The sequence below is a fragment of the Mycobacterium sp. 852014-50255_SCH5639931 genome (genome assembly GCF_001665605.1).
GTDB classification, from domain to species: Bacteria; Actinomycetota; Actinomycetes; order Mycobacteriales; family Mycobacteriaceae; genus Mycobacterium; species Mycobacterium paraffinicum.
Genome location: NZ_LZSV01000034.1, coordinates 119,029 through 144,108 on the forward strand (window position 1 = coordinate 119,029; position 25,080 = coordinate 144,108).

Genomic DNA, 25,080 nt, shown 5'->3' on the forward strand with positions numbered 1-25,080 from the left:
CGGCGCTGCAGTGGTTATCTATCTCCCATGGCTGTCACCGAATCCCGCGAGGTCGTCATCGAGGCGACACCGGATCAGATAATGGATGTGCTGTTCGACATCGAATCGCTGCCCGAGTGGTCCTCGGTTCATCAGAAGGTGGAGGTTCTCGAGCGGGACGATCAGGGCCACCCCACCAGATCGAAGCAAGTGGTCAAACTTGTCGGTGTCAGCGACGAGCAGGAGTTGGCGTACACCGTTCACGACGACGGCGTCAGCTGGACTCTGGTCAGCGCCAAACAGCAACGCGCGCAAGACGGTCGCTACACGCTGACGCCCGACGGAGACTCCACCCGGGTGAACTTCGATCTCACCGTGGACCTGTTGATGCCGGTGCCCGGGTTTTTGATCAAGCGTGGGTCCAAGAGCCTGATGGACACGGCCACCAAGGGATTGCGTAAACGGGTACTGGAGCGCAAGGGCGGCAAGTAGCGGCACCCAGGCCGCCGAATCGGGCGCTTCCGGATGGGCGCCGCGCGAGCGACACTGTTCATATGAAACCGAAACCCGTGAGCAACTTTCGACGGGTCGCATCTCTCGCCGGTGCGTTGGCGGTCCTCGGCGCGGTGGCCGGCTGCGGCGGCCACGGTGACACGCGTATGACAGCGCCGTCGACGCCGAAGGTCACGACCCTTGGGCGCACCGTCCCGGCCGCCCCCGCCGACGGACCGTTGACCATCAGCAGTCCGGCGTTCCGCGACGGTGCGCCGATCCCCGTGCAGTACACGTGCAAGGGGGCGAACATGGCCCCGCCGCTGACGTGGTCGGCCCCGTTGGGGGCCGCACTCGTGGTCGACGACCCGGACGCCGTCAACGGCCTCTATGTGCACTGGGTGGTGGTCGGAATCGGCCCCGGTTCCGGCAGCACCGCCGACGGTCAGACGCCGGCCGGCGCGACCACCCTGCCGAATACCGCCGGCGAGCCCGCGTACAAAGGCCCCTGCCCGCCGGCGGGAACCGGCACGCACCATTACCGGTTCACCCTCTACCAGCTTCCCAACGACTATCAGCTGCCCGACGGGCTCGCCGGTGTCCAGGCGGCGCAGGCGATTGGCGGCGCCGCGACCGCGCAGGCGCGGCTGACGGGGACCTTCGGAGGCTGAGGCCGCCCTCAGGCCATATCGTCGAGGGCCTGATAGCCGGCGTTATAGCCGGGTGTGAACGTGATGCCGGGCCCGCCGTGGCATCCCGCACCGCCGAGGTAGAGCCCTTCGATGGGAATCGGAAAGTCGAGGAATCCCTTGGGGCCGGGCCTGTTCGGGCCCATCAAGTCCGGATGCAGCAGCCCGTGGCAGAAGTCGCCCGCGGGCGCCCCGAACATCGTGTTCATGTGGTAGGGCGCAAACGTGATGTGGCGGATCACGATGTCCTTGAAATTCGGGGCCAACCGGGTGATCTTGTCGATAACACGCTGTGCCATAACATTTTTGAGTTGTCCATGGTCCTGGCGGTCGACTTCGACCGGGAAGGCGTACGCGTAGGCGCTCGCGGCGTGCTTACCGGGCGGCGCCATGCCCGGATCGTGCACGGACGGAATCTGCATCCCCATCGACGGGTTGTCCGGCACCACACCCCGACGGCAGTTCTCCCAGTTCAGCTGTTGTTCCTCCGGCGCCCCGAAAATCCCGACCGACTGCTGCATGCCTTCCTCGTTCAAAAACTCATAGGGCGGGGCGAATTCGGGCAGCCCGTCGAGGGCGAAGTGGATCTGCACGAACGACGCGCGGTGGTCTCGGCCGGAAAGACGTGAGATCAGCTCCCCCGGCACGTGTTCGGGGGCGATCAGCTCGGTGAGCGTGACGTCCGGCGCGAGGTTGGAGACCACGATCGGCGCGGTGATCGTCGAGCCGTCGCGCAACCGCACCCCGGTCACGGCGCCGTGGTCGACGAGGATTTCCTCCACCTTGCTGCGGAAGCGGATTTCACCGCCGTGGGAGACGAAGAGCTCACGCAGGTGTTCGGTGAGCGCACCGATGCCGCCCTTGAGTTTGGTCATCATCGCCGTGCTGTCGTCCGGCACCGCCAGAGCGAATGCCAGGCAGGTGGCACTGCCCGGCGTGTAGGGGCCGCGGTAGGTGGAGTTGACGGCCAGGAACGCGAGCATCCCCCGCATGACCGCGTGCTTGTCTTTGTCGGGCAGGTAGCGGTCGATGACGTCCATCGCCGACCCGAACAACATCTCGTGAATCGCGCGTCGTTCCGCGTCGTTTGCCGCGCACGCGTACATCTCGTCGAGGGTTTTGGGTGGCGTGCGAACGTCGAAGCGGCCCAGTGCCTTTGCGGGTCCCTGGCTCCAGCCGATCAGTTCGGCCATGCCGGTGACGGCCTCGATGCCGTGCTTGGAGCCCAGGTGCGTCATCAGTTGCATCGGGTCGCGGTAGAAGATCATCGGCTCCTCGCCGTGATCGCCGATGTTGGTCGACATCACCTCCGGCTCCACCGTGGGCAGGGTGTCCAGCCCGAGATCCTTGGTGATCTGGCTCGCCGTCGGGAATTGGACGGAGCCGGCAATCTCGTACCGGAAGCCGTCGATCAGTTCGACGGTCGCCGCCATGCCTCCCGCATAGGTGTTGCCTTCCAGGCACAGCGTCCGCAGGCCCGCACGCTGCAGTACCGCGGCCGCGGTAAGTCCGTTGTGGCCCGCTCCCACGACGATCGCGTCGTAGTCCGACATGGCGTCCTCCCTCATTGGCGCGTGACAAGGATATGTCAGTACTGACATGATAGGAAGATGTCAGTTCTGACAAATTTCGGCCGGCTGGGATACCATTCCGGGGGGATGAACGCGCCGACGAACCGTCATGAGCTACGCCGACGATCGACGCACGAGGCGCTGCGCCAAGCGGCATTGAAAAGCTTTGCACGCAAAGGGTTTACCAACGTAACCGTGACCGAACTGGCCCGGGAGGCCGGCGTAACCGAACGGACTTTCTTTCGCCACTTCCCCACCAAGGAGGCGGTGCTCTTCCAGGATTACGAGACGCAGCTGGCATGGCTGGCCGAGGCGCTCGCCGACCGTCCCGCGTCCGAGTCGCTGTTCGATGCGGTGCTGGCGAGCGTCGCGGCCTTCCCGCACGACCTCGAAGTGGTCCGCCAGGCCGCGACGGCCCGCGCGGAGTTGATCAGCGCGGAGCGCATCGCGAGCCATCTGCGCGTCGTGCAGTCGTCGTTCGCCCGGGTGCTGACCGATTTCGTCAGGGATCGAAACCCGGGCGTGGCGAACGTCGATCTGCTCGCCGAGGTGACCGGTTCCGCCCTGGCCGCTGCGCTTGTTGTGGCAGTGGAGAATTGGGGCCGCAACGGCTGCAGGGGCGACCTCGGCGAACTCGTCGTGTCCAGCCTGGAGCTGCTGCGCTCGGGTTTTGCGCCGCTCGCCTGATCCGTTGGGCTTCCCGCGCTGAGCTCACATTCAGACGTTCTGCGCGCTCTGGACGGCCGCCTCGACGAAGCGGCGCAGCACGGCGTTGCGGGCGCGCGGCAGGAACGCTATCGAGACCGGGCTCGTGGGGGCTCCGCGCAGCGCGACGAACCGGACGCCGGGGTGGATGTTGCGCCGTACCGCGACGTCGGGGATCACACCGATCCCGCGATCGGCCGCGACGGATTCGAGCCACTCGTCGAAATTGGTTGTCTCAACGACCGTTTTCGGTCCCTCGCCCGCCGGCCACGACCATGGCCCGGTGGTCCCGCTGGCGGTGTTGACGACCAGCGGCCACTGCGGGACCTCGGCCCAGTCCAGCTCCGATCTGGTCGCCAGCTGCGAGTGGACCGAACACACGGCCACACGGGACTCGTCGAACAGGTGCACCACCCGCACCTGGGTAGCCGTCACCTGACCGCGGACGACGGCGACGTCGACCCTGCCCTGCTGGACGGCGCTCAGCGCATCGTCGGTGCGGACCAGCCTGACCGTGGTCCCGGTGGCCCGCTCGAAGCGGGCGACGGTGTCCTGCGCCCACGGGTCGGGCAGCAGCCAGCTGAATCCGAGGCCGATGCTCGCCTGCCGGCGTACGGCGCCGAACGCCCGCTCGAGCTCGGCGAGGACCCGTTCGACGTGGTCGAGGAAAGTCCGTCCGGCCTGGGTGGTCTCGACGTGCCGCGAGGTGCGGTCCACCAGCGTCACGCCGAGCGCATCTTCCAGTTGGCGAATGGTGCGGCTGAGCGCCGGTTGGGTGATGCGAAGTTCGTCGGCGGCCCGCGTGAACGACTGCAGTCGCGCCACCGCCTCGAACGCCCGGAGGTGGCGCAACTCAATCCGACCGCTCGCCAATGCGCCCATGCCTGACAAGCATAGATCGATTACAGCAGGCATTTCACAGGCCATCTCGACGGACCTAACGTCATAGCCAAGGACATAGACAGAGGAGACGAAATGCCACTGCTTTACATCGACCTCATCGAGGGCCGCACGCCGTCGGAGGTCGGGGCCTTGCTCGACGCGGTTCACGAGTCCGTCGTCGAAGCGTTCGGGGTGCCGCCGCGCGACCGCTATCAGGTGGTGCGCAACCATCCCGCCCACGAAATCGTCGCTTGGGATACCGGTCTCGGCATCAGCCGCTCGTCGCACCAGGTGATCGTCAACGTGGTGAGCCGGCGGCGCACGCGGGCGATGAAGGAGAAATTCTACGAGCTGCTGGCGACCAACCTGGCCGAGCGGTGCGGCCTCGACCCGGCCGACCTGATCGTCTCGATCACCGAAAATGGCGACGAGGATTGGTCTTTCGGCCATGGCCGGGCACAGTTTCTCACCGGCGAGCTGACATGAGTCTCGACACCCGGCTCACGGAGTTCTTCGGCATCCAACACCCCATCGTGCTAGCCCCGATGGCGATGATCTCCGGTGGCCGGCTGGCGGCGGCGGTGACGTCGGCCGGTGGCCTGGGCCTCATCGGCGGCGGCTACGGCGACGCGGAATGGCTGCGGCGCGAATTCGACCGAGCCGACGGGGCTGACGTGGGCTGCGGGTTCATCACCTGGAGCCTGGCCCGCCAACCCGAGCTGCTCGACGAGGCCCTGGCCCGGCGGCCCGCCGCGATCATGCTGTCCTTCGGTGACCTGCAGCCGTTCGCCGACCGCATCCGCGCCGCCGGTGTTCCCCTCATCGCGCAGGCGCAGACGCTCGACCACGCGCGCCAGGCCCTGGACGCCGGCGCCGACGTGGTGGTGGCGCAGGGCGGGGAGGCCGGCGGCCACGGCATGACCGTCCGGTCCACCTTCACGCTGGTGCCCGACGTCGTCGACCTCGCCGCCGCCCGCGCACCGGACACGCTCGTGCTGGCCGCGGGCGGGGTGACCGACGGGCGCGGCCTGGCCGCCGCGCTGGCGCTCGGCGCGGACGGCGCGCTCGTGGGCACCAGGTTCTGGGCGTCCCCGGAGGCGTTGGTGTCCCCCCGCGCGCACGAGCGGGCGCTCTCGGCCACCGGCGACGACACCGTTCGCACGCGCGCCTACGACCTTGTGCGGCGGCTGGATTGGCCGGCCGGATACAACGCCCGAGCGCTGGGCAACGCCTTTCTCGACAGGTGGCATGGCAACGAGGACCAGCTGGCGGTGGAGCTGCCCGAAGCCGTGGCCGACTACGAAAAGGCTTTCGTTGCTGAGGATTTCGACACAGCCGCCGTACTCGTCGGTGAGGGCGTGGGACTCATTAACGATGTCCGGCCGGCCGCTGACATCGTGCACGACATGGTCCGCGACGCGGCGCGAATCCTCAATAAGGATTCAGTACAGGGGTGACCAGTCGGATGTGCGCAGCAGGCGGCTTTCCCACTGGTCGCGGTATTTCAGCGCCTCGACCATATAGCTGCCGGGCTTCCGGTGCTCTGGGGCAGTCTCGGTTGTCAGCAGGTGGACGAGCGCTGCATAGTTGTTGAAGTTTTCAATCTTCTGCCACAGCATCGCTTCTCGTCGGCGGTGACTACCGTGGGCGACCTGAAAGCACGCTTGAATATCGAGGATCCGCATCTCTTTTGGGGCTTTGGACAGCAGCCGGTAATAGATCTCGTCCCACATCCGGATGTAGTCATCGAGCGCGGCGTCGGGCCAGCCGGTGTCTTCCATGAACAGGCTCAGGGGGTGGGTCGCACCGTCGGTGGGCACCGTCGCCAGGTCGACGGTCTGCAGCGGTGACCAGGCGACCGGCAACAGCAGCTTGCCCGTCACCTCGTGGCGCAGGTTGTCCATTTCACGCATCCACGGCTGGAGGTCGCCGCGTTGGGCTCGGCGAGCCAGCCTTTCCCAGGCCGCACCGTCGACGATGCCGGTGATGGTGACCACGTTGTAGGACAGCCCCGAACCGTGGGCGTGATTGGTGTACCAGAGCAGCCGGGCGTCGTCACCGGCGGCGAGCATCGGCATCCAGCCCTCGCGGTAAGCGGCCTCGAATTCGTCCTGCCGCGCGCCGACCACTTTGTGGGTCTCGTGTAGGAACAGCATCGGAACTCCTTGCCGTCAAGCGTCTTCGGCGATCAGCGCGGCGAGCTCGCGGCGGTTCACCTTGCCGGTCGAGCTGTAGGGGATGTGCTCGACGATCGCCAGCCGCTCGGGCAGCTTGAAGTAGGCGATCAACTCGCGACAGTGTGTTCGCAGCTGTTCGAGAGTCACTGGCGCGCACGCCATCACGGCCGCCCCCACTCGCTGGCCGAGCTCCTCGTCGGGGATTCCGGCGACCGCGACGTCGCGCACCGACGGGTGCGAACGAAGCGCTTCCTCCACCTCGATCGGCCCGAACTTCTCGCCGCCACGGTTGATGGTGTCGCTGAGCCGTCCGCTCGGGAAGAGGTAGCCGTCGGGGTCTTGGCGGGCGAGGTCACCGGTGCGCAGCCAACCTTCGGTGACGTTCTGGGCGGTGTTCACCCACAACTCGCCGACCGTTCCCGGCTCGACGTCCTCTCCCGTCTCGGGGTCCACCACTCGCACGTCGACACCGGGCAGCGGCCGGCCGACCGATCCCGCGTGGGCCGGATCGCGGTGATCGGCGGGCAGCAGCGTCGTGTAGGCGCCGAGGGTCTCCGTCTGCCCGAATACGTTGGCGAACGCCACATGTGGGAGGGCGTCCATCGCCCGGCGCACCAAACTGATGGGTGCGGCAGCGGCGCCGTAGGCGACGGCGACCAGAGACGACAAGTCGGCGGCGGCGAAGTCGGGATGGTCGAGGATGCGCTGCAGCATCGCGGGAACCAGGAACGTGGTGCTCACCCGATGCTCGGACACCAGGCGCAACCACTCGCCCGCGTCAAATCGCTGCTGTACCACCGACGTGTTGCCCGAGTACAAACTGCCGAGCGTGCCCAGCGCGCCCCCGACATGGAAGAACGGGACGCACATCATCCCCACCGAGGGTCTGGCGTCGGCCCGGAACGGTGCCGCCATCCCCTTGATCCGCTTTGTCAGCTGCCGGCCGCTGATGCCGACGGCCTTCGGGAGTCCCGTCGTCCCGCTGGTGAACAAGACCAAGGCGTCGCGGCCAGCGTCGTCGCCGGCCGGCGGCGCCAACCCGCCGGGGCCCTCCAGCAGATCGCTCCCCGTGACCACCGCCGGCGCACCGGCCTCGCGGAGCCGCTCGGCGTACGGCTCCCCCGCCACGGCCACCTCGGCACAGCCCGCGCTCGTCAAAAGCCTGTGGAGTTCGGACGGGGTCAGCGCAGGGTTCATCAGCGCTGCCGCGGCACCGATGCGGGCCGCCCCCAACACCGTCGCGATCGAGAGCACACTTCCGCCGTCGACGACGGCGACGCGTTGGCCGGCGGCTACACCGCGTTCGGCCAGGCCGGCGGCGCACCAGTCCACGGTGGTCGCCAGCTCGCCGTAGCCGATCGAATGCCCATCGACGATGAGCGCAACGCGGGCGGGATCGCCATTGGCGGCGGCCTCGAGCATCGTTGCGATAGTCATCGTGTGCGGCTCAGTAGAAGGGTGACCATGCGGAGGTGCGCAGCAGCCGGCTGGTCCATTGGTCGCGCAGGTCGAGGGCGTCGTGCATCCAGGTGCCCGGGGCGCGGTATTCGGCTGGAATCCGGGTCTGGAGCAGCCCGAGCAGCTGGTCGGGCCGCTGAATGCGCTGCATCAGGACGACCTCCCGGTGCAGGTGGCTGCCCAGCGCGGGCTGAAAAGCCGCCTGGATCACCAGCATTGACGATGGCCGCTGGAGGTTCTGGGCATACACGTCGCCGCTGCGAGCGATGTATTCCTCGAACTTGTCCGGATAGGGCCACATGGTGTCTTCCATGTAGAGGGTGAGTTCGTGCTCCCGGCCGTCGACCGGCACCTCCTGCGACGTGATTTCCTGCAGTGGCGACCACTGCAGTGGCGCCAGCAGTTTGGCCTCGACGTCGTAGCGCAGGTCGTCCAGCTCGCGCATCCACGCCTGCAGATCACCCTGTTGCACCCGGAGCGCAAGGCGCTCCCACGCCGGCCCGTCCCGAACGGCGGTGACGGTCACGACGGTGTAGGACGGTCCGCTGCCCTGGGCGTGGTCGGCATACCAGAGCAACCGGGCGTCGTCACCGGCGGCGAGCATGGGCATCCAGCCCTGCCGGAACGCGGCCTCGAAATCGTCTTCGCAGCGGCCGCGCACCTTGTGCACCTCGTGCATGAACAGCACGTCGAGACGGTAACCCCGAACGCGTTCCCGGGTCTACAGGTCTGCGATCGCGCCCTGGACAGCCGAGTTGCGAACTGGTTTGCTCGACTCAGTAATTAACTCACCGGGCAGGAGTCGCCGATGGCCCGTCTCAACGTGCCGGATGGCCCCGGCGGCGAAGCCGCCATGATCTGGACGCTGCGGCCGCAACTCGGCGACATGGTCGAGCGGATGATCCGCGGCGCATACCAGCAGAGCGTTCTGCCGGCCGATGAGCGCGAGCTGGCCAGGATGCGCATCGCCCAGATCAACGACTGCGTCGCCTGCTCGGGCTTTCGGGCCCAGTCGGTGCTGGACGCCGGCGTGGCGCCGGAGCTTTACGACAACGTCGCGGCGTACGCCAGCTACCCGGGTTACACGCCCCGCCAACGGCTTGCCATCGAGTACGCCGAGCGCTTCGCCACCGACCATGCCTCGCTGGACGACGCCTTCTTCGGGCGGCTGCGCGAGTCGTTCTCCGACCCCGAGATCCTCGATCTCACCCTCTGCGTCGCGGTATTTCTGGGCCTGGGACGCTCGTTGACCGTGCTGGGCGTCGACCAGTCCTGCGCAATCGATCTCTAGTAAGGAACCGAATGGACCTGGCGACCGTCGACGAATTACTGACGACGACGCGGTCGGTGCGAAAGCGCCTCGACTTGGACCGGCCGGTCGGCCGCGAGGTGATCCTCGAGTGCATTCGGCTGGCGATGCAGGCGCCCACGGCGAGCAACGCGCAGGACTGGCGCTGGCTGGTGATCACCGACGCCGACAAGCGCGCCGCTATCGGCGAGATCTATCGCAGCATCGGCGCCGAATACCTTGCTTACGCGACCAAGCAGGCGTCCGATCCGCAGACCCAGCGCGTGTACGCCGGCGCGCTGGCCCTGACCGACACGCTGGGTAAGGTCCCCGTGCACGTGATCCCGTGCCTGGCGAACCGCATCGACAATTCGACTCTGCTGACCGCCGCGTCGGCCTGGGCGTCGATCATCCCGGCCGGCTGGAGTTTCCTGCTCGCCCTGCGGTCGCGGGGGCTGGGATCGGTGTGGACGACGATGCATCTGGCCAAGGAACGGGAAGTGGCCCAATTGCTCGGTATCCCGGACACGGTGACGCAGGCCGCGCTGTTCCCGGTGGCCTACACGATCGGCACCGACTTCCGGCCGGCCACGCGCCCGCCCGCGGAAACCGTGACGTTCTGGGATAGCTGGGGAGACGGCTGATGCAGTCCTACACCGTGCGATTCCACGTCGATGCACCGCCGGCGAAGGTGTGGCGGGTGCTGCATCCGCCCGCACCGCCCAACGCGCCGCGGCCCCGAGTCCTCAAATGGCCCACCGGCAGCATGGAGATCCTCAACGAGGGCAACGAGGCCGGCGAGGGCCTGGTCCGCACCTGCGTCTACCCGGTGCCCAAGTACCTGCTGTCTGGAGGCCGGGCGCGGTCGTGGGAGACCGTCACCGAGGCCGAAACCAACAAGCTGTCACGCTACGTGGCCGTCGGCGCGCCGCTGTGGTCGCGGGCCGAGGGTTATCACCGGCTTGAGGAGCAGCCCGACGGCACCACGGTGCTGACCTTCCACGAGACCTATCACGCCTACAACCCGCTGCTGCGGTTCTTCCTCGAACGCCCGGTGCACGCGAAGATTTCTCGAGACAACCTCGATACGTACGAGCACGCGCTCGGCTACGCCGGCCGCGTGCGGCGGCTCCCCTGAGGGTTCGTTGGGCGCCGTGACCATGGGTTACGTATCCGGGGGTGCCGGCCGGCGGATGCCGCTTTGCGTGAATTTGGCTGTTCAGCCCGGTACGCTGACGTGCTATGGGGTTTGAGGCTGGCGTATTTACGGCCGGACGGTTGGCCGTCGCGGGGTTGATGATTGCGGGCTGGGCAGTGTCGGTGGGCGTCGCGGGTGCCGACCCGGACCCGACGGGACCCGCACCCGGACCGCCACCGTCGTCGGCCTCACCGGCACCCTCTCCCGCGGCCTCGTCGGCGCCCTCACCGGCCGCCTCTCCCTCGCCGTCTGCTGGGGCCTCACCGGCCGCCTCGCCGGCACCGGAACCGAAGACGAGCATCGACAAGGACGGCATCTACAACGTCGGGTCCGACATCGTGCCGGGCATCTACAGCTCCGGGGGGCCCCTCGACAACGGCACCTGCTACTGGAAGCGGATGAGCAATCCGGACGGCAACATCATCGACAATTCGATGAGCAAGAAGCCTCAGGTGGTGCAGATCGACCCGACCGACAAGGCGTTCAAGACGTCGGGTTGTCAGCCGTGGCAGCTGACCCCGGACGCCGCCCTGCCGCCGACTACACCGCCGGCGGGAGTGCAGAGCACGCTCGGCCTCCTCAACGGCCTGCTCGGCGGCGGCCAGGGCGGGCAACAGCCGCCCTCGCCCGCGCCCCACAACTGACGGTCCTCACGGGCCGTGGCCAGTGCGCAACAAGCTGTCGTCGTCGGTGCCGGTGTCAGCGGTCTGACGTCGGCCGTGTGCCTGGCCGAGGCCGGCTGGTCGGTGCGAGTCTGGACAGCCGCCACGCCACAGCACACGACCTCGAAGGTGGCGGGCGCGGTATGGCTGCCGCCACGGCCGGCGGAGCGCGCAAGCGACACGCTGGATTGGACCGAGCACTCCCTGCGGGTCTTCCGCGAACTCGCGGACGACGCCGACTCGGGCGTTCAACTGTCGCCCGCGATGGCGGTCGGTGAACTGACTGCGGCCGAGGCGATGTCGTCCGCCGCGGCGTTGATCCCCGACCTGCGCCCCGCCGACTCCGCCGACCTTCCGGGCGGCTTTGGCAACGGCTTTCGCGCCACGTTGCCGATGATCGACATGCCGCACTATCTCGACTACCTCACCCGGCGGCTCGCCGCGGCCGGCTGCGCAATCGAGGAGCAACCGGTGCGGTCACTGGCCGAGGTCGCCGATGCCGCGCCGATCGTAGTCAACTGCGCCGGTCTGGCCGCCGGATCCCTGACCGGCGACGACACGCTGCGCCCGCTGTTCGGCCAACACGTCGTACTCACCAATCCCGGTCTGCGGCAACTGTTTCTGGAAATCAACGGCGGGCCGGAATGGACCTGCTACTTCCCCCACCCACAGCGCGTCGTGTGCGGCGGCATCAGCATCCCCGGCCGCAGGGACACCACCCCGGACCCCGACGTGACCGAACGAATCCTGCACCGCTGCCGACAGATCGAGCCACGGCTCGCCGAAGCCGAGGTGATGGAGATCATCACCGGGCTGCGTCCCGACCGCCCCTCGGTGCGGGTGCAGGCCGAGGCGCTGGGACGTGCCCGGTGCATCCACAACTACGGCCACGGCGGCAACGGCGTGACCTTGTCGTGGGGTTGCGCGCGCGACGTGGTCCGCCTCGCCGGTCAGCGGGAGGCGCTGTGAGCATCGACTACAGGTTGGACGCCCACATCGTCACCATCACGATCAACCGTCCCGAAACCCGCAACTCGCTGGACATGGAACACTTCCGCGACCTGGCCCACGCGTGGGCGGCGTTCCGCGACGACGCCAGCGCCTGGGTGGCGGTGATCACCGGTGTGGCGCAAGACTTTTGCACCGGCGCCGACCTCAAGAAGTTCATCCCTGAACTCACCGGCGACCTGCCGCAGCCCGAAGGGTGGAACAAGGACGACGCCATCCACGCCGTCCTGCACCGCTTCCCCGTCTACAAGCCGATCATCGCCGCGGTCAACGGCACTTGCGTCGCGGGCGGCTTTGAAATGTTGAGCTCCACCGACATCCGGGTCGCCGTGCCCGCCGCGCGATTCGCGGTGATGGAACCCAAGCGGGGCCTTTTCGCCGGTGGCGGCAGCACCGTGCGGTTGCCGCGTCAGATGCCCTATCCGCTGGCGATGGAGTTGCTGCTGACCGCCGACATGGTGGACGCGCAGCGCGCGCTGGCGATGGGGCTGATCAACCGCGTCGTCCCGCCGGAACGGCTGATGGATACCGCGTACGACTACGCCGAGCGCATCGCGGCGAACGCGCCGCTCGCGGTGTTCGCGACCAAGCAGTCGGCCGTCGAGGGCCTGGCACTCGACCTCGCGTCGGCGTACGACAACGAAACCCGGCACAGCGACCGCATTTTCGAGACCCAGGACGCCAAGGAGGGGCCGCGGGCCTTTGCCGAGAAGCGTCCGCCGCGGTGGCAGGGCCGCTAGCGCCGGCTGACGTCCCGAATGATCAGCGACAGCACCCAGCTCACGATGGACAACACGATCGCGGCCCAGATCGCCGTCCACCAGAAATGATCGATCTGCAAACCCCAATGTGTGGTGTGCTCGGTGATCCGGGCGGTGATCCACAACATCAGCGCGTTGACGACGACATGGAACAGCCCCAGGGTCAGGATGTACAGCGGGATCGACAAGAACTGGACGATCGGCTTGATGAACGCGTTGACCAGACCGAAGATGACGGCGACGACGAAGATGATGCCGACCCGTTCCAGCTTCGTGTCACCGCCGACGAACGTGATCCCATGGACGAATTTTGTGACCAGCCATAGCGCGAAACCGGTCAGTGCGGCGCGAAGCAGGAAAGGGCCCATGCCCAAGATCCTCTCACCAGGCGTGCGCGAAGGGCAGCCTGTTGAGTTGAATGCTGATATTCCTCGCTAAGCGTCGCCGCGCTGCGACGACAGGTACTTCACCATCTGGCACAGGTTGACGACGGCCGCGCTCAATTTGTGGATCGTCGCGTCCCGATCCGCCACACACGACTGCCAATCGGGGAACTCCTGCGGAGCTTTCTGATTGTCGGCGTTGAGGTGCATCTTCTGCTCGATCTGGTCGCACAGATCGGCGAGGGTCAACTGACCCGGCGCGCTGCTATCGGAGAACCATTTGTCACTCATCTGAGATCGTCGCCTTCCAAAAATCCCCGGCTTTGTCCTGAGGCTATCGGGCCGACCGCCACGAGGATTGCGCGGCCGCTTAATTTAAGTTGTAGAAGCGCTGGGCGTTGAGCCCGCCGATCTTTTCGCGGGCCTCTTCGCTGATATCCGGGCGGGTCCGCAGGTGCTTGGTGCTTTCCGGCCATTCACCGTCCCAGTGGGGGTAGTCGCTGGCGAACATGATGAAGTCGGCGCCGAGCACGTCGATCACCCCGGGCAGGATCGGTTCCTCCGGCTCGCACGTCACCCAGATGTTGCCGGCGGACAGGTACTCGTGCGGGTCGCGCCGCCAGCCGCGTTCGACCCAGTCGCCGCGCTTCTCGTAGTGCTCGCGCAGGCGATCCATGAAGAACGGGACCCAGCCCGCGCCCGCTTCGAGGAAGGCGACCCGCAACCGCGGGTGGCGCTCGAAGACCCCGCCGGAGACCAGTGCCGTCATGGCCGTCATCTGATCGAACGGGAAACTAATGCAGTGCACCTGAATGTAATTGGTGAAGCGGTCGACACCGATCTTCGGCAGATGGATGCCCGGGGCGCCGTGAATGCCCAGCGGCATGTCGAGGTCGACCGCGGCGGCGTAAAAGGGGTCCAGGTCGGGGTGGTCGAGGTTACGCGTCTTGAGCGCCGGCGGAACCAGAGTCGCCACCAGCCCAAGCTCTTTCGCTTCGGTCATGACGTCGATCGCCGCCTGGCCGTGCTCGATGGGGGTTACCGCGACGCCGCGCAGCCGTCCACCCGACGGGGCGCAATAATCCGCGATCCACTGGTTATAGAGCCGGGAGAATCCCGCCCCGAACTCGGGATCCTCGAGCGTCGGGGCGCACAGCCCCAGGCTGGGGTACAACACCATGGTGTCGATGTGGTCGCGATCGGCGTCCCCCAGCACGCCTTCGGTCGACCGGCAGTTGATGTCCGGCGCTTTGCTGATGCCATGCTCGGGCGGACACCCGGCGCCCGGGCCCTGATCCTCCGGATAGTTGCGGCCTTCGAACGTCAGCCGCAGCCGACCGTCGGTGCTGGGCTTGACATGCTGCGGCCAACGTTTGATCGCTTCGATTGCCAACGAGGGGTTCTCGGCAACGTGTCCGTCGGCGTCGATGATGCGCATGTATTCGCAACTTACTCTCGCGCCATCGCGCCCGGTACTGCACGATGCTGACGTGACAACTCAACGGTTGACCGCCGATCAGCGAAACTCATTCATCGCGGCGATGTTGGGCTGGACGATGGACGCCTTCGACTACTTCATCGTCGTCCTCGTCTACGCCGACATCGCAAAGACTTTCCACCACAGCAAGGCGGAGGTCGCGTTCGTCACCACGGCTACCCTGATCATGCGTCCCGTCGGCGCGCTGCTGTTCGGGCTGTGGGCCGACCGCGTCGGTCGGCGGCTGCCGCTGATGGTCGACGTGATGTTCTACTCCGTGGTCGGCTTCCTGTGCGCGTTCGCGCCCAACTTCACCGTGCTGGTCATCCTGCGCCTGCTGTACGGCATCGGCATGGGCGGCGAGTGGGGTCTTGGGGCCGCGCTCGCCATGGAGAAGGTGCCGGTCGAGCGACGCGGGTTTTTCTCGGGGCTGCTGCAGGAGGGTTACGCGTTCGGCTACCTGTTGGCGAGCGTCGCCTCGCTGGTGGTGATGAACTGGCTGGGGCTGTCCTGGCGGTGGCTCTTCGCGCTGAGCATCATCCCGGCGCTGGTCAGCCTGATCATCCGGTACCGGGTGGAGGAGTCCGAGGTCTGGGAGGCCGCACAGGACCAGATGAAGCTGACCAGCACCAGGATCCGCGACGTGCTGCGCGACGGGGCGATCATCCGCCGGTTCTTCTATTTGGTGCTGCTGATGACGGCCTTCAACTGGATGAGCCACGGCACTCAGGACGTCTACCCGACCTTCCTGACATCGACCGCCAACCACGGCGCCGCACTGTCCAGCGTGACGGTCAAGTGGATCGTCATCGTCTACAACCTCGGCGCCATCATCGGCGGCCTGTTCTTCGGCACGCTGTCGCAGCGATTCAGCCGCCGCTACACCATCATCTTCTGCGCGCTGTTGGGACTGCCGATCGTTCCGCTGTTCGCCTACTCGCGCGCCGCCGCGATGCTGTGCCTCGGCTCGTTCCTCATGCAGCTGTTCGTACAGGGCGCGTGGGGTGTGATTCCCGCCCATCTGACCGAGATGTCGCCGGACGCCATCCGCGGCCTCTACCCCGGCATCACCTACCAGCTCGGGAACCTGCTGGCCGCGTTCAACCTCCCCATCCAGGAACGGCTGGCCGAGTCGCACGGCTATCCCTTTGCCCTAGCGGTGACGATCGTGCCGGTGCTGATAGCGGTGGCATTCCTGACGCTGATCGGCAAGGACGCCACCGGAATTCGTTTCGGCACCGCCGAAAGCGCCTTCCTGCCAACCGAAGTGACGTGAGTCAGTCCGACTGATTCAGCAGGCGCAGCAGCAGGTGCATCGCCACCGTTGTCGAGCGCTCCCGGATGTCCGAGCGGTTGCCGGGCAGCCGCAACCTGCGGGTGTCCCGGCGACCGTTTGAAAGCTCCACCGTGAAACAGACCGTCCCGACCGGTTTTTCGGGAGAGCCGCCGCCAGGGCCGGCGATTCCGGTGATCGCGACGGCGGTGTCGGCGCCGAAACGGCGTAGCGCCCCGGCCGCCATCGCTTCGGCCACCGGCTCGGACACCGCGCCGTGGGCCTCGATCAGCGCCGGATCGACGCCCAGCAGTTCCGCTTTCGCATCGTTCGAATAGGCCACCACCCCGCCGGCCACATACTCCGACGATCCGGGCCGGTCGGTCAGTCGCGCCGCCACCAGGCCCGCGGTGCAGGATTCAGCCGTCGCGATCCGACGACCGGCCAGCGCTTGGCCGACCAGATCGTCCACGGTCGAACCATCTTCGGAGAACAGCTGCTGTGCGTGGCGGTCACGCACCAGTTGGATCAGCTTCGCGTAACTGGCGGCCGCGTCCGGCTCGTAACGCGTGACCATCTCGACCTCGCCCCGCCGCAAGCAGGTGGTGATCTCGAGCGACTCAAAGCCCGGCACCGACGCCTGAGCTTCGCGCAGCGTCTCGGCCAGACCCGACTCGGGCAATCCGAACATTCGCACGGTCTCCTGCCGATAGAGCGTTCGGCCGGCGATCGCCTGCTGGGCCGTGGGCGTCTCGATGGCCCGGTGCCACATCGGCTGCAGCTCGCGCGGCGGCCCCGGAAGCACGATGACCGTCGGCTTGCCGGGCACGACCACGCCGGGCGCGGTGCCGACCGGGTCGAGCACCTGCGATCCGGCGGGAATCATCGCCTGCTTGCGATTGGCGGCGCGCACCGCCTCGAAGTCCACGCCCTCGAAGCGCGCCATCAGCTTCTTGAGGATGTTCGCGATCTTGTTCTCGGTCTCGTCGTCCAACACCAGCTCGCGGTCGCAGAACCGGGCCACCACCTCCACGGTCATGTCGTCGGCCGTGGGACCAAGGCCACCGCTGGTGACGATCAGGTCCATGCCCTGGTCCGCCATGAAGCGCAACTGCGCCTCGATGTCTTCCGGGCGGTCGCCACAGATCGTGATGTGCGCCAGCTCGACGCCCAGCTCCAAGAGGCGGTCGGCGATCCAGGGTCCGTTCGCGTCCTGGACGCGCCCGGTGAGGACTTCGGTTCCGGTGACGACGATTCCTGCGCGTGCACTCACCGCCATGAGCCTACTGGCCGGGCTGAGAGACAATGAGCCGATGACCGAGCTCGAGGTCTTGCAGGCCGACGTCACCAAGCTCGAACTCGACGCGATCGCCAACGCGGCCAACACGCAACTGCGGCGCGGTGGTGGTGTCGCCGCGGCCATTGCCCGCGCCGGCGGCCCGAACCTGCAGCGGGAATCGACCGAGAAGGCGCCCATCGGGCTCGGGGATGCCGTCGAGACGACGGCCGGCGACATGCCGGCGCGCTACGTGATCCACGCCGCGACCATGGAGCTCGGCGGCCCCACCTCGGCGGAGATCATCGCGCGGGCCACCGCTTCCACGCTGCGGAAGGCCGATGAGCTCGGCTGTCGCACCCTCGGCCTGGTGGCCTTCGGTACCGGCGTCGGCGGCTTCCCGCTGGATGAGGCGGCGAGGCTGATGGTCGACGCCGTCCGGCGACACGAGGCGAAGTCGTTGGAGAAGGTGGTGTTCGCCGTGCACGGCGACGCGGCCGGGCGCGCGTTCCGGGACGCCGTTGCCGGCTAATCCTCTTCGAGGTAACGCTCGACGGAGGCAACCTTCTGCGTCATCGCGTCGCTGACACCGGCCCGCCAGTCCGCCTTGATCACCGTGCTGACCCGGGGCGCGCGAGCGGCCACCGCCTCGACGGCTCGCTGTACGACCGCCATGACTTCTTCCCAGCTTTCACCCTCGATCACGGTGAACATCGAATCCGTCTTATTCGGCAGGCCGGAATCGCGCACCACCCGAACGGCTTCGGCGACGATCTCGCCGACACCCTCGCCCACACCCATGGGCGTGACGGAGAACGCGACAAGCACAGACACTCAACGAGCCTACCCAACCTTTCGGGTGTTGGCCTGGCAGCATCAAGGCCCATGCGGGTTTTGGTGCAACGGGTCGCGTCTGCGACGGTGTCGGTCGGCGGTGAAGTGGTGGGCGCCATCCGGCCCGCCGGTCAGGGCCTGCTGGCCTTCGTCGGTGTCACCCACAGCGACGATCCCGACAAGGCGCGACGGCTCGCCGAAAAGCTCTGGTATCTACGCATTCTCACCGACGAACGGTCAGCCGCCGACGTCAACGCGCCGATCTTGGTCGTCAGCCAGTTCACCCTGTATGCCGACACCGCCAAGGGCCGACGACCGTCCTGGAATGCGGCCGCCCCGGGTGCGGTCGCCGAGCCCTTGGTGGCGGCGTTCGCCGACGCGTTGCAACGGCTGGGCGCCGAGGTCCACAGCGGGGTGTTCGGCGCGAACATGCAGGTCGAATTGGTCAATGACGGCCCGGTCACCGTGCTACTGGAGCTCTGACCCGCGATTGCAGGTACGTTGGGGCAGGCCGATTTTTCGTGACCGATCGTTAACGGGAGGGGCGACCATGAGTGCGACGCCCGAGTTTGGCTCGCTCCGTTCCGACGATGACCATTGGGACATCGTCAGCAGCGTCGGCTACACCGCCTTGCTGGTGGCTGGATGGCGTGCGCTGCATGCCGTGAGCCCGCAGCCGTTGGTCCGCGACGACTATGCCAAGGTCTTCATCGACGCCTCGAGGGACCCGTATTTGGCGGGGATGCTCGCCAACCCGGGGACCGCCGAAGACGAGATGGCCTTCCCCCGTCTCTACGGCGTACAGACCCGCTTCTTCGACGACTTCTTCGTCGCCGCCGGCGCCGCCGGCATACGTCAGGCGGTGATCGTGGCCGCCGGCCTTGACTCCCGCGCATATCGACTCGAATGGACAGAGGGCACAAGGGTTTTCGAGGTCGACTTACCGAAGGTGTTGGAGTTCAAGGCGCACGTGCTCGCCCAGCACGGCGCCAAACCCAAGGCCCCCAGGGTAGAGGTTCCCGCCGATCTGCGCACCGACTGGTCGAGGGTTCTGGAGGCCGCAGGCTTCGACGTGGAACGCCCCAGCGCCTGGTCGGTGGAGGGAGTTCTGCCGTACCTGACTGACGAGGCCCAGAACACGCTCTTCACCCGGATCAGCGGACTCAGTGCGCCTGGCAGCCGGATTGCCATCGGCGCGTTGGGATCCCGTTTGGACCACGACCAGCTTGAGGCCTTGGAGACGGCGCACCCCGGCGTCAACATGTCCGGCGACGTCGATTTCTCCGCGCTGACCTACGAGCCGCAGACCGACCCCGCGGAACGGCTGGCGGCGCACGGGTGGGCGGTCGACCCCGTCCGCAACACGCTCGACCTGCAGGCCGGTTACGGGATGACCCCGGCCGACGTCGACGTCAAAATCGACAGTTTCATGCGGTCCCAATACATCACGGCAACGCGGTAGAAGGCCTAGGGCGTCAACAGGATTTTCACGTCGTCGCCCGACCGCGACGCCGCGGTCGCGTAGCCCTTGGACGCTTCGTCCAACGGCAGCGTGGTGGTGAAGATGCCGTCGACGTCGAGGCGCCCGGACTGCAGCAGCGGGATCAATTCCGGCCAGGTGCGCTGCACCGGCGCCGTCGTCATCCGCAGCGTGATGCTGCGGATCAGGCAACCCAGGGCGTTGAGCGGGAACGGATTCATGTCGTGCACACCGACAACCGACACCGTGCCGCCTGGCCGCACCGCATTGAGTGCATCCGTCAGCGACGCGTCAGTGGCGACGGCATCGATCACCGCGTCGGCGCCGCGGCCCCCGGTGGCGGCGAGGATGGCCCCGACCGCCGGCGCCTTGAGGGGCGTTGCGCCCCACTGGGCGGCGCGGTCCAACCGTCCCTGCACCTGATCGACCGCGAAAACCGTTGCGGCTCCTTGGAACAGTGCGCTGCGCAGCGAGCACAGCCCCACGGCGCCCAGGCCGATGACCGCCACGGTGCCACCGAACGGAATATCGGCGCGTTGCGCCGCCGCCCAGCCCGTGGCGAGGTTGTCGGTGAGGAGCAGCGCCTGTTCGGTGCTGATGCCTTCCGGCACCTTGAGCAGCTGGAAGTCGGCCGCGGGCACGGCCAGCAGGTCGGCCTGCGCTCCCCCGAGCAAACCTCCGCCGAAGATCTGAAAGCCCCTGTGGCACATGACGGGATCGCGGGTGGCGCAGCCGGCGCAGGCGCCGCACCCGGTCACCGAGGACACCATGACGAGGTCGCCCACCTTGACGGTGCGTACCTCCGGCCCCGCCTCGACGACGGTGCCGATCGCCTCGTGGCCCAGCGCAATTGGGTCGGGCATCGGGAAATCGGCCTCGTAGAAGTGCAGATCGGATCCGCAGATGCCGGCGGCGGCGACCTCGACGATAGCCCCGTCGGGTCCGGGAAGGGTGGGATCGGGCCGGGTGTCGACCCGGATGCTGTGGGGCCCGTCGACGACTACCGTACGCATAGTGGCGTGCTCACTTCCTTTGCCGCACAACAAATTGGGACCAGTCGGGCTCACGCACCGCGGCCCAGTACTCGTTGAGGCGCCACGGACTGACGGTGTGGATCTCCCCGTCGGCGTTCTTGAAGTAGGAGTGTGTGACCGCGGGGTGCGCCCACACCATCTTCTTGATCTGGGTCTGCGTCCGGTCATGCCAATCGGTGGCGGCATCGGGCTTCGGCTCCAGCGAATGCACCTCTGGGTCGGCCAGCCGCGCCAGGCACTGGTCTATGTAGCGCATCTGCAACTCGGACTGAAAGATCAGGCTGCCGCCGTGGGCGAGGTGGGTTCCGGGCCCGTAGATGATGAACAGGTTGGGGAACTTTGGAACGGTGATGCCGAGGTAGGCGTACGGCCGGCTCCCCCACATCTCGCGCAGGTCCACCCCGTCGCGGCCGGTGATCTGCAGCGGCCACAGCACGTCGGTGTGCCGGAAACCGGTGGCGTACACGATGACGTCGACGTCATGCGCCACACCGTCTTCGGTGACGATGCCGCGCGGGGTGATCCGCCGAATGGGCGTGCGCACCAATTCGACGTTGTCCCGCTGCAGTGTTTGCAGCCAGCTGCCGTTGTCCTGCAGGGTCCGTTTGCCGCAGGCGGGATAGTCGGGCATCACCTTGGCGAGCAGGTCGTGCCCTTCTCCGATCTGGCTGGTGATCCACTGGGAGAACATCATCTGCGCGGCGGCGTTGATGTCGCTGACGGCATGCTCCTGGTCGGCGTAGTCCGGGTCGCCTTCCGCGGCGTCCAGTCCCTTGTCGGATCCCGGCCAGAGGACGAGGAAGCGGTACCACCGCCCGTAGAACGGCAGGTGGCGCATGGCCCAGCGCATCCCGTCGCCTACCTCGTCGTGATACATCGGGTTGGGGAACATCCACTGCGCGGTCCGCTGAAACACGGTGAGGTGCTCAACATCGGGGGCGATGGCGGGTGCGATTTGGAAACCGCTGGCGCCGGCGCCGACGAGCGCGACGCGCTTGCCCCTGATGTCGACGGAGTGGTCCCAGGCCGCAGAGTGGAACGACGGGCCCGCGAAGCTGTCGGCGCCGTCGAAGTCCGGAACGTTGGGCCGGTTCAACTGACCGACCGCCGTGATCAGGGCACGGGCGCGCACCGTGCTCGTCCGGCCTTCGGCGCCACGCAGCCGGATACTCCAGGTGGCGTCGTCGTCGACCCATTCGGCGGCCACAACCTCCGTATTCCACAGCACGTGCTCGGCCAGGTCGTGCTTCGTCATGACCTGGGTGAAGTAGTCCTGCAGCTCGTGCTGTTCGGCGAAGAAATGCGTCCAGTCGTTGTTGGGTTCGAAACTGTAGCAATAGAAATGGTTGGCCACGTCGACGCGGGCACCGGGATAGCTGTTCTCCCACCAGGTTCCGCCCGGCCCGGCGTTCTTCTCCACGATGGTGAAGGGAATGTTGGCCTGCTTGAGCCGGACTCCGGCCAGGATGCCCGATTCGCCGCAGCCGACGACGAGGACCGGAATATCGGCCGCGCTGTCGGCCGGCAGGGTCGTCGGGCGGCGTGGATCAGCCCCGTCGAGGTCCATCTCTTCCAGCACCAGGGGCAGGTAGTCGTCGGTCACATGCTCGCAGGCCGCCCAGTCCATCATTTCGCGAATGAGGTCGAGGCTCAGTGGCTTCGGCTCGGGACAACCGCGGTCCCGATACTCGGTGATCACCGGCAGGGCGGCCGCGCGGGCCCGCGCCTTGTCCTCCTCGGACATGAAGCCCTGAATCTCGTTGAGGAAGACGCCCATCTGCTTGAAGTCGCGGATGAAGCGCGGGTCGCCGGTGATGTGCACGAGCGAAAGCAACAGCGTCGGGATGCTGACATCGGCGAGGGCAGCCTCGATCTCCGCCGTGGACGTGGTGAAGGGATCGCCGGCATAGGCGCTGCGCATCGAGCCGATCCTCTCGGTGAACGGGATTCCCAATTACGCTACTTACCGTTTCGTAATTGGCAGCACTACGCTACCCGCTGGCGAGGAAGGGGATCAATAGCCTGACCGCTACGGCGCGTCGTCGCGCGCAGCGGTTGCCCGGTGCGCCATTGCCTGAGGCCGCCCTTGCGCTGCTGCGAAACAATGGGTCCAAGTCGACGAATGCTCCCGGTAAGCCGGAGATGGAGGAGCGTCATGGCCTCGTTACTCACGGCCTGCGGCGGATTCCTGTTCGCCGTCTTGTGGATGGATCTCATCTTCGATGTGCAGGTCCTCCGATTTCGTTCTGCGCCAACCGATCTGCCGGAGGCCGTCCTTGCCTCCATCGCGGCTTACTACCATCGCGCGACCACCACCTCGCGTCCGATGAGCCGGCTGATCGCCGCCGTCATGGTGATCCTGCTGGGCGCGTTGACCTACCAGTCCGCGCGCGGGCACGACCCCTGGTGGCTTCTGGTGCTGTCGGCAGTCCTCGCGGGGAGTCCGACCATGCTGGCGTTGACGCAAACGGTTCCCGATGCGGTGCGGCTGGGGCGCCGAACAGACGGTCCGCCCGAGCAGACCCGCCTGGCGCGGTCCGTCTGTCGGGATCACCTCGTGTGCGCAGGCTGCATGTTCGCGTTCCTGGTGCTGTGGCTCGCGCGCAGCGCGGCACTTTGAGCGGCCGACGGGTCGTAGTGACAAAACGCAGGTCAGGACCCGCTGGCCACGTCAATGCCGTCCGTACTAAACTAGAACACGTTTCAATTCGGCCGCGTCCCAGGAGTAGGCATGCACACCGCCATCTGCGATGAGCTTGGTATCGAGTTTCCGATCTTCGCGTTCACCCACTGTCGTGATGTCGTGGTCGCCGTCAGCAAGGCCGGCGGTTTCGGCGTGCTCGGCGCGGTCGGCTTCACCCCCGAGCAGCTCGAGATTGAGCTCAACTGGATCGACGAGAACATCGGCGACCACCCGTACGGCGTCGACATCGTCATCCCGAACAAGTACGAGGGCATGGACTCGCACCTGTCCGCCGAGGAGCTGGCCGACACGCTGCGCAAGATGGTGCCCCAGGAACACCTCGACTTCGGCAAGAAGATCCTGGCCGACCACGGCGTGCCGGTCGAGGACAGCGACGGCGACAGCCTGCAGCTGCTCGGGTGGACCGAGGCGACCGCGACGCCCCAGGTCGAGGTGGCGCTCAAGCACCCGAAGGTCAAGATGATCGCCAACGCGCTCGGCACTCCCCCGGCCGACATGATCAAGCACATCCACGACGCGGGACTCAAGGTGGCCGCGCTGTGCGGGTCGCCGTCGCAGGCTCGCAAGCACGCGGACGCGGGCGTCGACATCATCATCGCCCAGGGCGGCGAGGCCGGTGGGCACTGCGGCGAGGTGGGCTCGATCGTGTTGTGGCCGCAGGTCGTCAAGGAGGTCGCCCCGGTGCCGGTGCTGGCGGCCGGTGGCATCGGCAGTGGCCAGCAGATCGCGGCGGCCCTGGCGCTGGGCGCGCAGGGCGCGTGGACGGGCTCGCAGTGGCTGATGGTCGAGGAGTCCTCGAACACGCCGGTTCAGCAAGAGGCGTACGTGAGGGCGGGCAGCCGGGACACCGTTCGCAGCCGGTCGTTCACCGGCAAGCCGGCCCGCATGTTGCGCAACGACTGGACCGAGGCCTGGGAGCAGCCGGACAACCCGAAGCCACTGGGCATGCCGCTGCAGTACATGGTCTCCGGCATGGCGGTGCGGGCCACGAACCGGTACCCGAACGAGAGCGTGGACGTTGCGTTCAACCCGGTCGGTCAGGTTGTCGGCCAGTTCACCAAGGTGGAGAAGACGGCCACGGTCATCGAGCGCTGGGTCCAGGAGTACCTGGAAGCGACGAACAGGCTGGACGAACTCAACGAGGCCGCCTCCGTCTGACGGCGGAGCTAGACCTCGTCGTCGAGCTCGTCGCGGCCGCTGAACATCTCCCTCGTCCGGTCCACCGCATACGTGCCGATGTCGATCGAGTTCTGAACAATGCCGCTGGCACCGCCGGAGATGTCACCCCGGATGATGTCGCTGGCGTTTTCGACGATGTCGGAGGCCTTCTCGACCGCGTTGGTCGCGATGTCCCTGGCCGCGTCGACCGCATCTTTCGGGGTGAAGCCCATCTCGAGTCTCCTCTCGTGGCAGGACAGTTGGTATGACTCTAGTCCGGGCGTAGTGCTTAGTAGTTGACCAAGGTGCGCCAGTAGGATTCGGGGATCTCGGCCCCGGACCGCAATATTCGGGCCAGCCCGACGGCCATCGCGATGCCCAGCAGGCCCAGCCACAGTCCGGCCAGCCCGATGATCGCCCACAGCACGGTGGTGACGACGGGCCACGGCGACAGCACCGCCAGGACCGGTGCGAAAAAGAAGCCCGTCCCGATGTACCACGCCGAGCCGGCACGATCCGAAGCGAGAACGAAACGCAGCCAGCGCGGGACGAGGGTCTCGCCGGGCCGGCCGTCGTCCATGGCTCAGCCGC

31 protein-coding genes are annotated in these 25,080 nt (G+C 67.0%); 17 read left to right on the plus strand and 14 right to left on the minus strand.

Annotation, left to right across the window (positions count from 1 at the left end; translation table 11 throughout):
- The first annotated feature begins 27 nt into the window (after positions 1-27).
- Together A5758_RS20155 and A5758_RS20160 are read left to right on the plus strand one after the other, a co-directional pair.
- On the plus strand, positions 28-471 hold the full coding sequence (locus tag A5758_RS20155) for an SRPBCC family protein (protein WP_067743598.1): 444 nt from the start codon (positions 28-30) through the stop codon (positions 469-471).
- Positions 472-533: 62 nt separating this feature from the next.
- Positions 534-1,142, plus strand: a complete 609-nt coding sequence (locus A5758_RS20160; RefSeq protein ID WP_067743600.1) for a YbhB/YbcL family Raf kinase inhibitor-like protein — start codon at positions 534-536, stop codon at positions 1,140-1,142.
- 8 nt (positions 1,143-1,150) lie between these two features.
- On the opposite strand, the gene A5758_RS20165 is transcribed toward A5758_RS20160, so the two are convergent.
- Positions 1,151-2,713, minus strand: coding sequence for an NAD(P)/FAD-dependent oxidoreductase (locus tag A5758_RS20165; RefSeq protein ID WP_067743916.1), 1,563 nt, complete (start codon positions 2,711-2,713; stop codon positions 1,151-1,153).
- A gap of 105 nt (positions 2,714-2,818) precedes the next feature.
- Between A5758_RS20165 and A5758_RS20170 the strand changes: the two genes are divergently transcribed.
- On the plus strand, positions 2,819-3,418 hold the full coding sequence (locus tag A5758_RS20170; protein ID WP_067743603.1) for a TetR/AcrR family transcriptional regulator: 600 nt from the start codon (positions 2,819-2,821) through the stop codon (positions 3,416-3,418).
- Positions 3,419-3,448: 30 nt separating this feature from the next.
- Here the strand turns inward: A5758_RS20170 and A5758_RS20175 are convergent, their stop codons facing one another.
- Positions 3,449-4,318: a LysR family transcriptional regulator gene (locus A5758_RS20175; protein ID WP_067743606.1), complete on the minus strand. Its 870-nt coding sequence runs from the start codon at positions 4,316-4,318 to the stop codon at positions 3,449-3,451.
- 93 nt (positions 4,319-4,411) lie between these two features.
- Here A5758_RS20175 and A5758_RS20180 point away from each other — a divergent pair, with 93 nt between their 5' ends.
- The gene (locus tag A5758_RS20180; protein ID WP_067743615.1) at positions 4,412-4,804 is read left to right on the plus strand and encodes a tautomerase family protein; all 393 of its coding nucleotides are present in this window, start codon (positions 4,412-4,414) and stop codon (positions 4,802-4,804) included.
- Positions 4,801-5,775: a nitronate monooxygenase family protein gene (locus A5758_RS20185; protein WP_067743617.1), complete on the plus strand. Its 975-nt coding sequence runs from the start codon at positions 4,801-4,803 to the stop codon at positions 5,773-5,775. The genes A5758_RS20180 and A5758_RS20185 overlap by 4 nt, the downstream gene beginning before the upstream one ends.
- On the opposite strand, the gene A5758_RS20190 is transcribed toward A5758_RS20185, so the two are convergent.
- Genes A5758_RS20190 through A5758_RS20200 form a run of 3 tightly spaced genes read right to left on the minus strand, consistent with a single transcriptional unit; the run spans position 5,761 to position 8,632 of the window.
- Positions 5,761-6,474 (minus strand): hypothetical protein, encoded by a 714-nt coding sequence (locus tag A5758_RS20190; RefSeq protein ID WP_067210976.1) that lies wholly within the window; start codon positions 6,472-6,474, stop codon positions 5,761-5,763. The genes A5758_RS20185 and A5758_RS20190 overlap by 15 nt on opposite strands.
- A gap of 15 nt (positions 6,475-6,489) precedes the next feature.
- Positions 6,490-7,932: a class I adenylate-forming enzyme family protein gene (locus A5758_RS20195; RefSeq protein WP_067743620.1), complete on the minus strand. Its 1,443-nt coding sequence runs from the start codon at positions 7,930-7,932 to the stop codon at positions 6,490-6,492.
- Between the two features lie 10 nt (positions 7,933-7,942).
- The gene (locus A5758_RS20200; protein WP_231987373.1) at positions 7,943-8,632 is read right to left on the minus strand and encodes a hypothetical protein; all 690 of its coding nucleotides are present in this window, start codon (positions 8,630-8,632) and stop codon (positions 7,943-7,945) included.
- Positions 8,633-8,761: 129 nt separating this feature from the next.
- On the opposite strand from A5758_RS20200, the gene A5758_RS20205 reads away from it, so the two are divergent.
- The 6 genes from A5758_RS20205 (at position 8,762) to A5758_RS20230 (ending at position 12,849) form a co-directional block, all read left to right on the plus strand.
- The gene (locus A5758_RS20205) at positions 8,762-9,244 is read left to right on the plus strand and encodes a carboxymuconolactone decarboxylase family protein (RefSeq protein WP_067743627.1); all 483 of its coding nucleotides are present in this window, start codon (positions 8,762-8,764) and stop codon (positions 9,242-9,244) included.
- 11 nt (positions 9,245-9,255) lie between these two features.
- A complete protein-coding gene (locus tag A5758_RS20210; RefSeq protein WP_067743630.1) occupies positions 9,256-9,885 on the plus strand; it encodes a nitroreductase family protein in 630 nt (209 codons plus the stop codon).
- Positions 9,885-10,379: an SRPBCC family protein gene (locus A5758_RS20215; RefSeq protein ID WP_066954387.1), complete on the plus strand. Its 495-nt coding sequence runs from the start codon at positions 9,885-9,887 to the stop codon at positions 10,377-10,379. The genes A5758_RS20210 and A5758_RS20215 overlap by 1 nt, the downstream gene beginning before the upstream one ends.
- A 104-nt stretch (positions 10,380-10,483) precedes the next feature.
- Entirely contained in the window at positions 10,484-11,083 is a 600-nt protein-coding gene (locus A5758_RS20220) for a hypothetical protein (RefSeq protein WP_197503986.1), read from the plus strand.
- 15 nt (positions 11,084-11,098) lie between these two features.
- A complete protein-coding gene (locus tag A5758_RS20225; protein WP_067743633.1) occupies positions 11,099-12,070 on the plus strand; it encodes an FAD-dependent oxidoreductase in 972 nt (323 codons plus the stop codon).
- Positions 12,067-12,849: an enoyl-CoA hydratase/isomerase family protein gene (locus A5758_RS20230; protein WP_067210996.1), complete on the plus strand. Its 783-nt coding sequence runs from the start codon at positions 12,067-12,069 to the stop codon at positions 12,847-12,849. Before A5758_RS20225 ends, A5758_RS20230 begins: the two co-directional genes overlap by 4 nt.
- Here the strand turns inward: A5758_RS20230 and A5758_RS20235 are convergent.
- From A5758_RS20235 to A5758_RS20245, 3 genes are all read right to left on the minus strand, one after another.
- On the minus strand, positions 12,846-13,238 hold the full coding sequence (locus A5758_RS20235; protein ID WP_067211000.1) for a phage holin family protein: 393 nt from the start codon (positions 13,236-13,238) through the stop codon (positions 12,846-12,848). The genes A5758_RS20230 and A5758_RS20235 overlap by 4 nt on opposite strands.
- A gap of 66 nt (positions 13,239-13,304) precedes the next feature.
- Positions 13,305-13,544 carry a hypothetical protein gene (locus A5758_RS20240; protein WP_067211003.1) on the minus strand — a complete coding sequence of 80 codons (240 nt, stop codon included), beginning with the start codon at positions 13,542-13,544 and terminating at the stop codon, positions 13,305-13,307.
- Between the two features lie 79 nt (positions 13,545-13,623).
- Positions 13,624-14,691, minus strand: a complete 1,068-nt coding sequence (locus tag A5758_RS20245; protein ID WP_067743636.1) for an amidohydrolase family protein — start codon at positions 14,689-14,691, stop codon at positions 13,624-13,626.
- Positions 14,692-14,743: 52 nt separating this feature from the next.
- Between A5758_RS20245 and A5758_RS20250 the strand changes: the two genes are divergently transcribed.
- Positions 14,744-16,006 carry a sialate:H+ symport family MFS transporter gene (locus A5758_RS20250; protein ID WP_197503987.1) on the plus strand — a complete coding sequence of 421 codons (1,263 nt, stop codon included), beginning with the start codon at positions 14,744-14,746 and terminating at the stop codon, positions 16,004-16,006.
- A 1-nt stretch (position 16,007) separates the two neighbouring features.
- Here A5758_RS20250 and A5758_RS20255 read toward each other — a convergent pair whose 3' ends face one another.
- Positions 16,008-17,282, minus strand: a complete 1,275-nt coding sequence (locus A5758_RS20255) for a competence/damage-inducible protein A (RefSeq protein WP_067743642.1) — start codon at positions 17,280-17,282, stop codon at positions 16,008-16,010.
- 34 nt (positions 17,283-17,316) lie between these two features.
- Here A5758_RS20255 and A5758_RS20260 point away from each other — a divergent pair, with 34 nt between their 5' ends.
- A complete protein-coding gene (locus A5758_RS20260; RefSeq protein WP_082939786.1) occupies positions 17,317-17,811 on the plus strand; it encodes a macro domain-containing protein in 495 nt (164 codons plus the stop codon).
- On the opposite strand, the gene A5758_RS20265 is transcribed toward A5758_RS20260, so the two are convergent.
- On the minus strand, positions 17,808-18,113 hold the full coding sequence (locus tag A5758_RS20265) for an MTH1187 family thiamine-binding protein (RefSeq protein ID WP_066954365.1): 306 nt from the start codon (positions 18,111-18,113) through the stop codon (positions 17,808-17,810). The genes A5758_RS20260 and A5758_RS20265 overlap by 4 nt on opposite strands.
- A 51-nt stretch (positions 18,114-18,164) precedes the next feature.
- Between A5758_RS20265 and dtd the strand changes: the two genes are divergently transcribed.
- Entirely contained in the window at positions 18,165-18,596 is a 432-nt protein-coding gene (dtd, locus tag A5758_RS20270; RefSeq protein ID WP_067211019.1) for a D-aminoacyl-tRNA deacylase, read from the plus strand.
- Between the two features lie 67 nt (positions 18,597-18,663).
- Entirely contained in the window at positions 18,664-19,575 is a 912-nt protein-coding gene (locus A5758_RS20275; RefSeq protein ID WP_067743652.1) for a class I SAM-dependent methyltransferase, read from the plus strand.
- Between the two features lie 5 nt (positions 19,576-19,580).
- Here A5758_RS20275 and A5758_RS20280 read toward each other — a convergent pair whose 3' ends face one another.
- A complete protein-coding gene (locus A5758_RS20280) occupies positions 19,581-20,606 on the minus strand; it encodes an alcohol dehydrogenase catalytic domain-containing protein (protein WP_067743661.1) in 1,026 nt (341 codons plus the stop codon).
- Positions 20,607-20,616: 10 nt separating this feature from the next.
- Positions 20,617-22,548: an NAD(P)/FAD-dependent oxidoreductase gene (locus A5758_RS20285; RefSeq protein ID WP_067743664.1), complete on the minus strand. Its 1,932-nt coding sequence runs from the start codon at positions 22,546-22,548 to the stop codon at positions 20,617-20,619.
- 234 nt (positions 22,549-22,782) lie between these two features.
- On the opposite strand from A5758_RS20285, the gene A5758_RS20290 reads away from it, so the two are divergent.
- Together A5758_RS20290 and A5758_RS20295 are read left to right on the plus strand one after the other, a co-directional pair.
- Positions 22,783-23,247 (plus strand): hypothetical protein, encoded by a 465-nt coding sequence (locus tag A5758_RS20290; protein ID WP_067211032.1) that lies wholly within the window; start codon positions 22,783-22,785, stop codon positions 23,245-23,247.
- A gap of 111 nt (positions 23,248-23,358) precedes the next feature.
- A complete protein-coding gene (locus A5758_RS20295) occupies positions 23,359-24,489 on the plus strand; it encodes a nitronate monooxygenase (RefSeq protein WP_067211036.1) in 1,131 nt (376 codons plus the stop codon).
- An 8-nt stretch (positions 24,490-24,497) separates the two neighbouring features.
- On the opposite strand, the gene A5758_RS20300 is transcribed toward A5758_RS20295, so the two are convergent.
- Positions 24,498-24,722, minus strand: coding sequence for a hypothetical protein (locus A5758_RS20300; RefSeq protein ID WP_067211038.1), 225 nt, complete (start codon positions 24,720-24,722; stop codon positions 24,498-24,500).
- A 56-nt stretch (positions 24,723-24,778) separates the two neighbouring features.
- Complete coding sequence (locus A5758_RS20305; RefSeq protein WP_067211042.1) at positions 24,779-25,069, minus strand: hypothetical protein; 291 nt, start codon at positions 25,067-25,069, stop codon at positions 24,779-24,781.
- Positions 25,070-25,080 lie beyond the last annotated feature (11 nt).

Bases quoted from the DNA above. Each gene is read 5' to 3' on its own strand.
- A5758_RS20200 (WP_231987373.1), bottom strand. From the start codon at position 8,632: ATGCACGAGGTGCACAAGGTGCGCGGCCGCTGCGAAGACGATTTCGAG.
- A5758_RS20205 (WP_067743627.1), top strand. From the start codon at position 8,762: ATGGCCCGTCTCAACGTGCCGGATGGCCCCGGCGGCGAAGCCGCCATG.
- A5758_RS20185 (WP_067743617.1), top strand. From the start codon at position 4,801: ATGAGTCTCGACACCCGGCTCACGGAGTTCTTCGGCATCCAACACCCC.
- A5758_RS20160 (WP_067743600.1), top strand. From the start codon at position 534: ATGAAACCGAAACCCGTGAGCAACTTTCGACGGGTCGCATCTCTCGCC.
- A5758_RS20240 (WP_067211003.1), bottom strand. From the start codon at position 13,544: ATGAGTGACAAATGGTTCTCCGATAGCAGCGCGCCGGGTCAGTTGACC.
- A5758_RS20305 (WP_067211042.1), bottom strand. From the start codon at position 25,069: ATGGACGACGGCCGGCCCGGCGAGACCCTCGTCCCGCGCTGGCTGCGT.
- A5758_RS20175 (WP_067743606.1), bottom strand. From the start codon at position 4,318: ATGGGCGCATTGGCGAGCGGTCGGATTGAGTTGCGCCACCTCCGGGCG.
- dtd (WP_067211019.1), top strand. From the start codon at position 18,165: ATGCGGGTTTTGGTGCAACGGGTCGCGTCTGCGACGGTGTCGGTCGGC.
- A5758_RS20285 (WP_067743664.1), bottom strand. From the start codon at position 22,548: ATGCGCAGCGCCTATGCCGGCGATCCCTTCACCACGTCCACGGCGGAG.
- A5758_RS20280 (WP_067743661.1), bottom strand. From the start codon at position 20,606: ATGCGTACGGTAGTCGTCGACGGGCCCCACAGCATCCGGGTCGACACC.
- A5758_RS20210 (WP_067743630.1), top strand. From the start codon at position 9,256: ATGGACCTGGCGACCGTCGACGAATTACTGACGACGACGCGGTCGGTG.
- A5758_RS20295 (WP_067211036.1), top strand. From the start codon at position 23,359: ATGCACACCGCCATCTGCGATGAGCTTGGTATCGAGTTTCCGATCTTC.
- A5758_RS20235 (WP_067211000.1), bottom strand. From the start codon at position 13,238: ATGGGCCCTTTCCTGCTTCGCGCCGCACTGACCGGTTTCGCGCTATGG.
- A5758_RS20260 (WP_082939786.1), top strand. From the start codon at position 17,317: ATGACCGAGCTCGAGGTCTTGCAGGCCGACGTCACCAAGCTCGAACTC.
- A5758_RS20155 (WP_067743598.1), top strand. From the start codon at position 28: ATGGCTGTCACCGAATCCCGCGAGGTCGTCATCGAGGCGACACCGGAT.
- A5758_RS20300 (WP_067211038.1), bottom strand. From the start codon at position 24,722: ATGGGCTTCACCCCGAAAGATGCGGTCGACGCGGCCAGGGACATCGCG.
- A5758_RS20290 (WP_067211032.1), top strand. From the start codon at position 22,783: ATGGCCTCGTTACTCACGGCCTGCGGCGGATTCCTGTTCGCCGTCTTG.
- A5758_RS20275 (WP_067743652.1), top strand. From the start codon at position 18,664: ATGAGTGCGACGCCCGAGTTTGGCTCGCTCCGTTCCGACGATGACCAT.
- A5758_RS20165 (WP_067743916.1), bottom strand. From the start codon at position 2,713: ATGTCGGACTACGACGCGATCGTCGTGGGAGCGGGCCACAACGGACTT.
- A5758_RS20170 (WP_067743603.1), top strand. From the start codon at position 2,819: ATGAACGCGCCGACGAACCGTCATGAGCTACGCCGACGATCGACGCAC.
- A5758_RS20215 (WP_066954387.1), top strand. From the start codon at position 9,885: ATGCAGTCCTACACCGTGCGATTCCACGTCGATGCACCGCCGGCGAAG.
- A5758_RS20180 (WP_067743615.1), top strand. From the start codon at position 4,412: ATGCCACTGCTTTACATCGACCTCATCGAGGGCCGCACGCCGTCGGAG.
- A5758_RS20245 (WP_067743636.1), bottom strand. From the start codon at position 14,691: ATGCGCATCATCGACGCCGACGGACACGTTGCCGAGAACCCCTCGTTG.
- A5758_RS20220 (WP_197503986.1), top strand. From the start codon at position 10,484: ATGGGGTTTGAGGCTGGCGTATTTACGGCCGGACGGTTGGCCGTCGCG.
- A5758_RS20190 (WP_067210976.1), bottom strand. From the start codon at position 6,474: ATGCTGTTCCTACACGAGACCCACAAAGTGGTCGGCGCGCGGCAGGAC.
- A5758_RS20255 (WP_067743642.1), bottom strand. From the start codon at position 17,282: ATGGCGGTGAGTGCACGCGCAGGAATCGTCGTCACCGGAACCGAAGTC.
- A5758_RS20195 (WP_067743620.1), bottom strand. From the start codon at position 7,932: ATGACTATCGCAACGATGCTCGAGGCCGCCGCCAATGGCGATCCCGCC.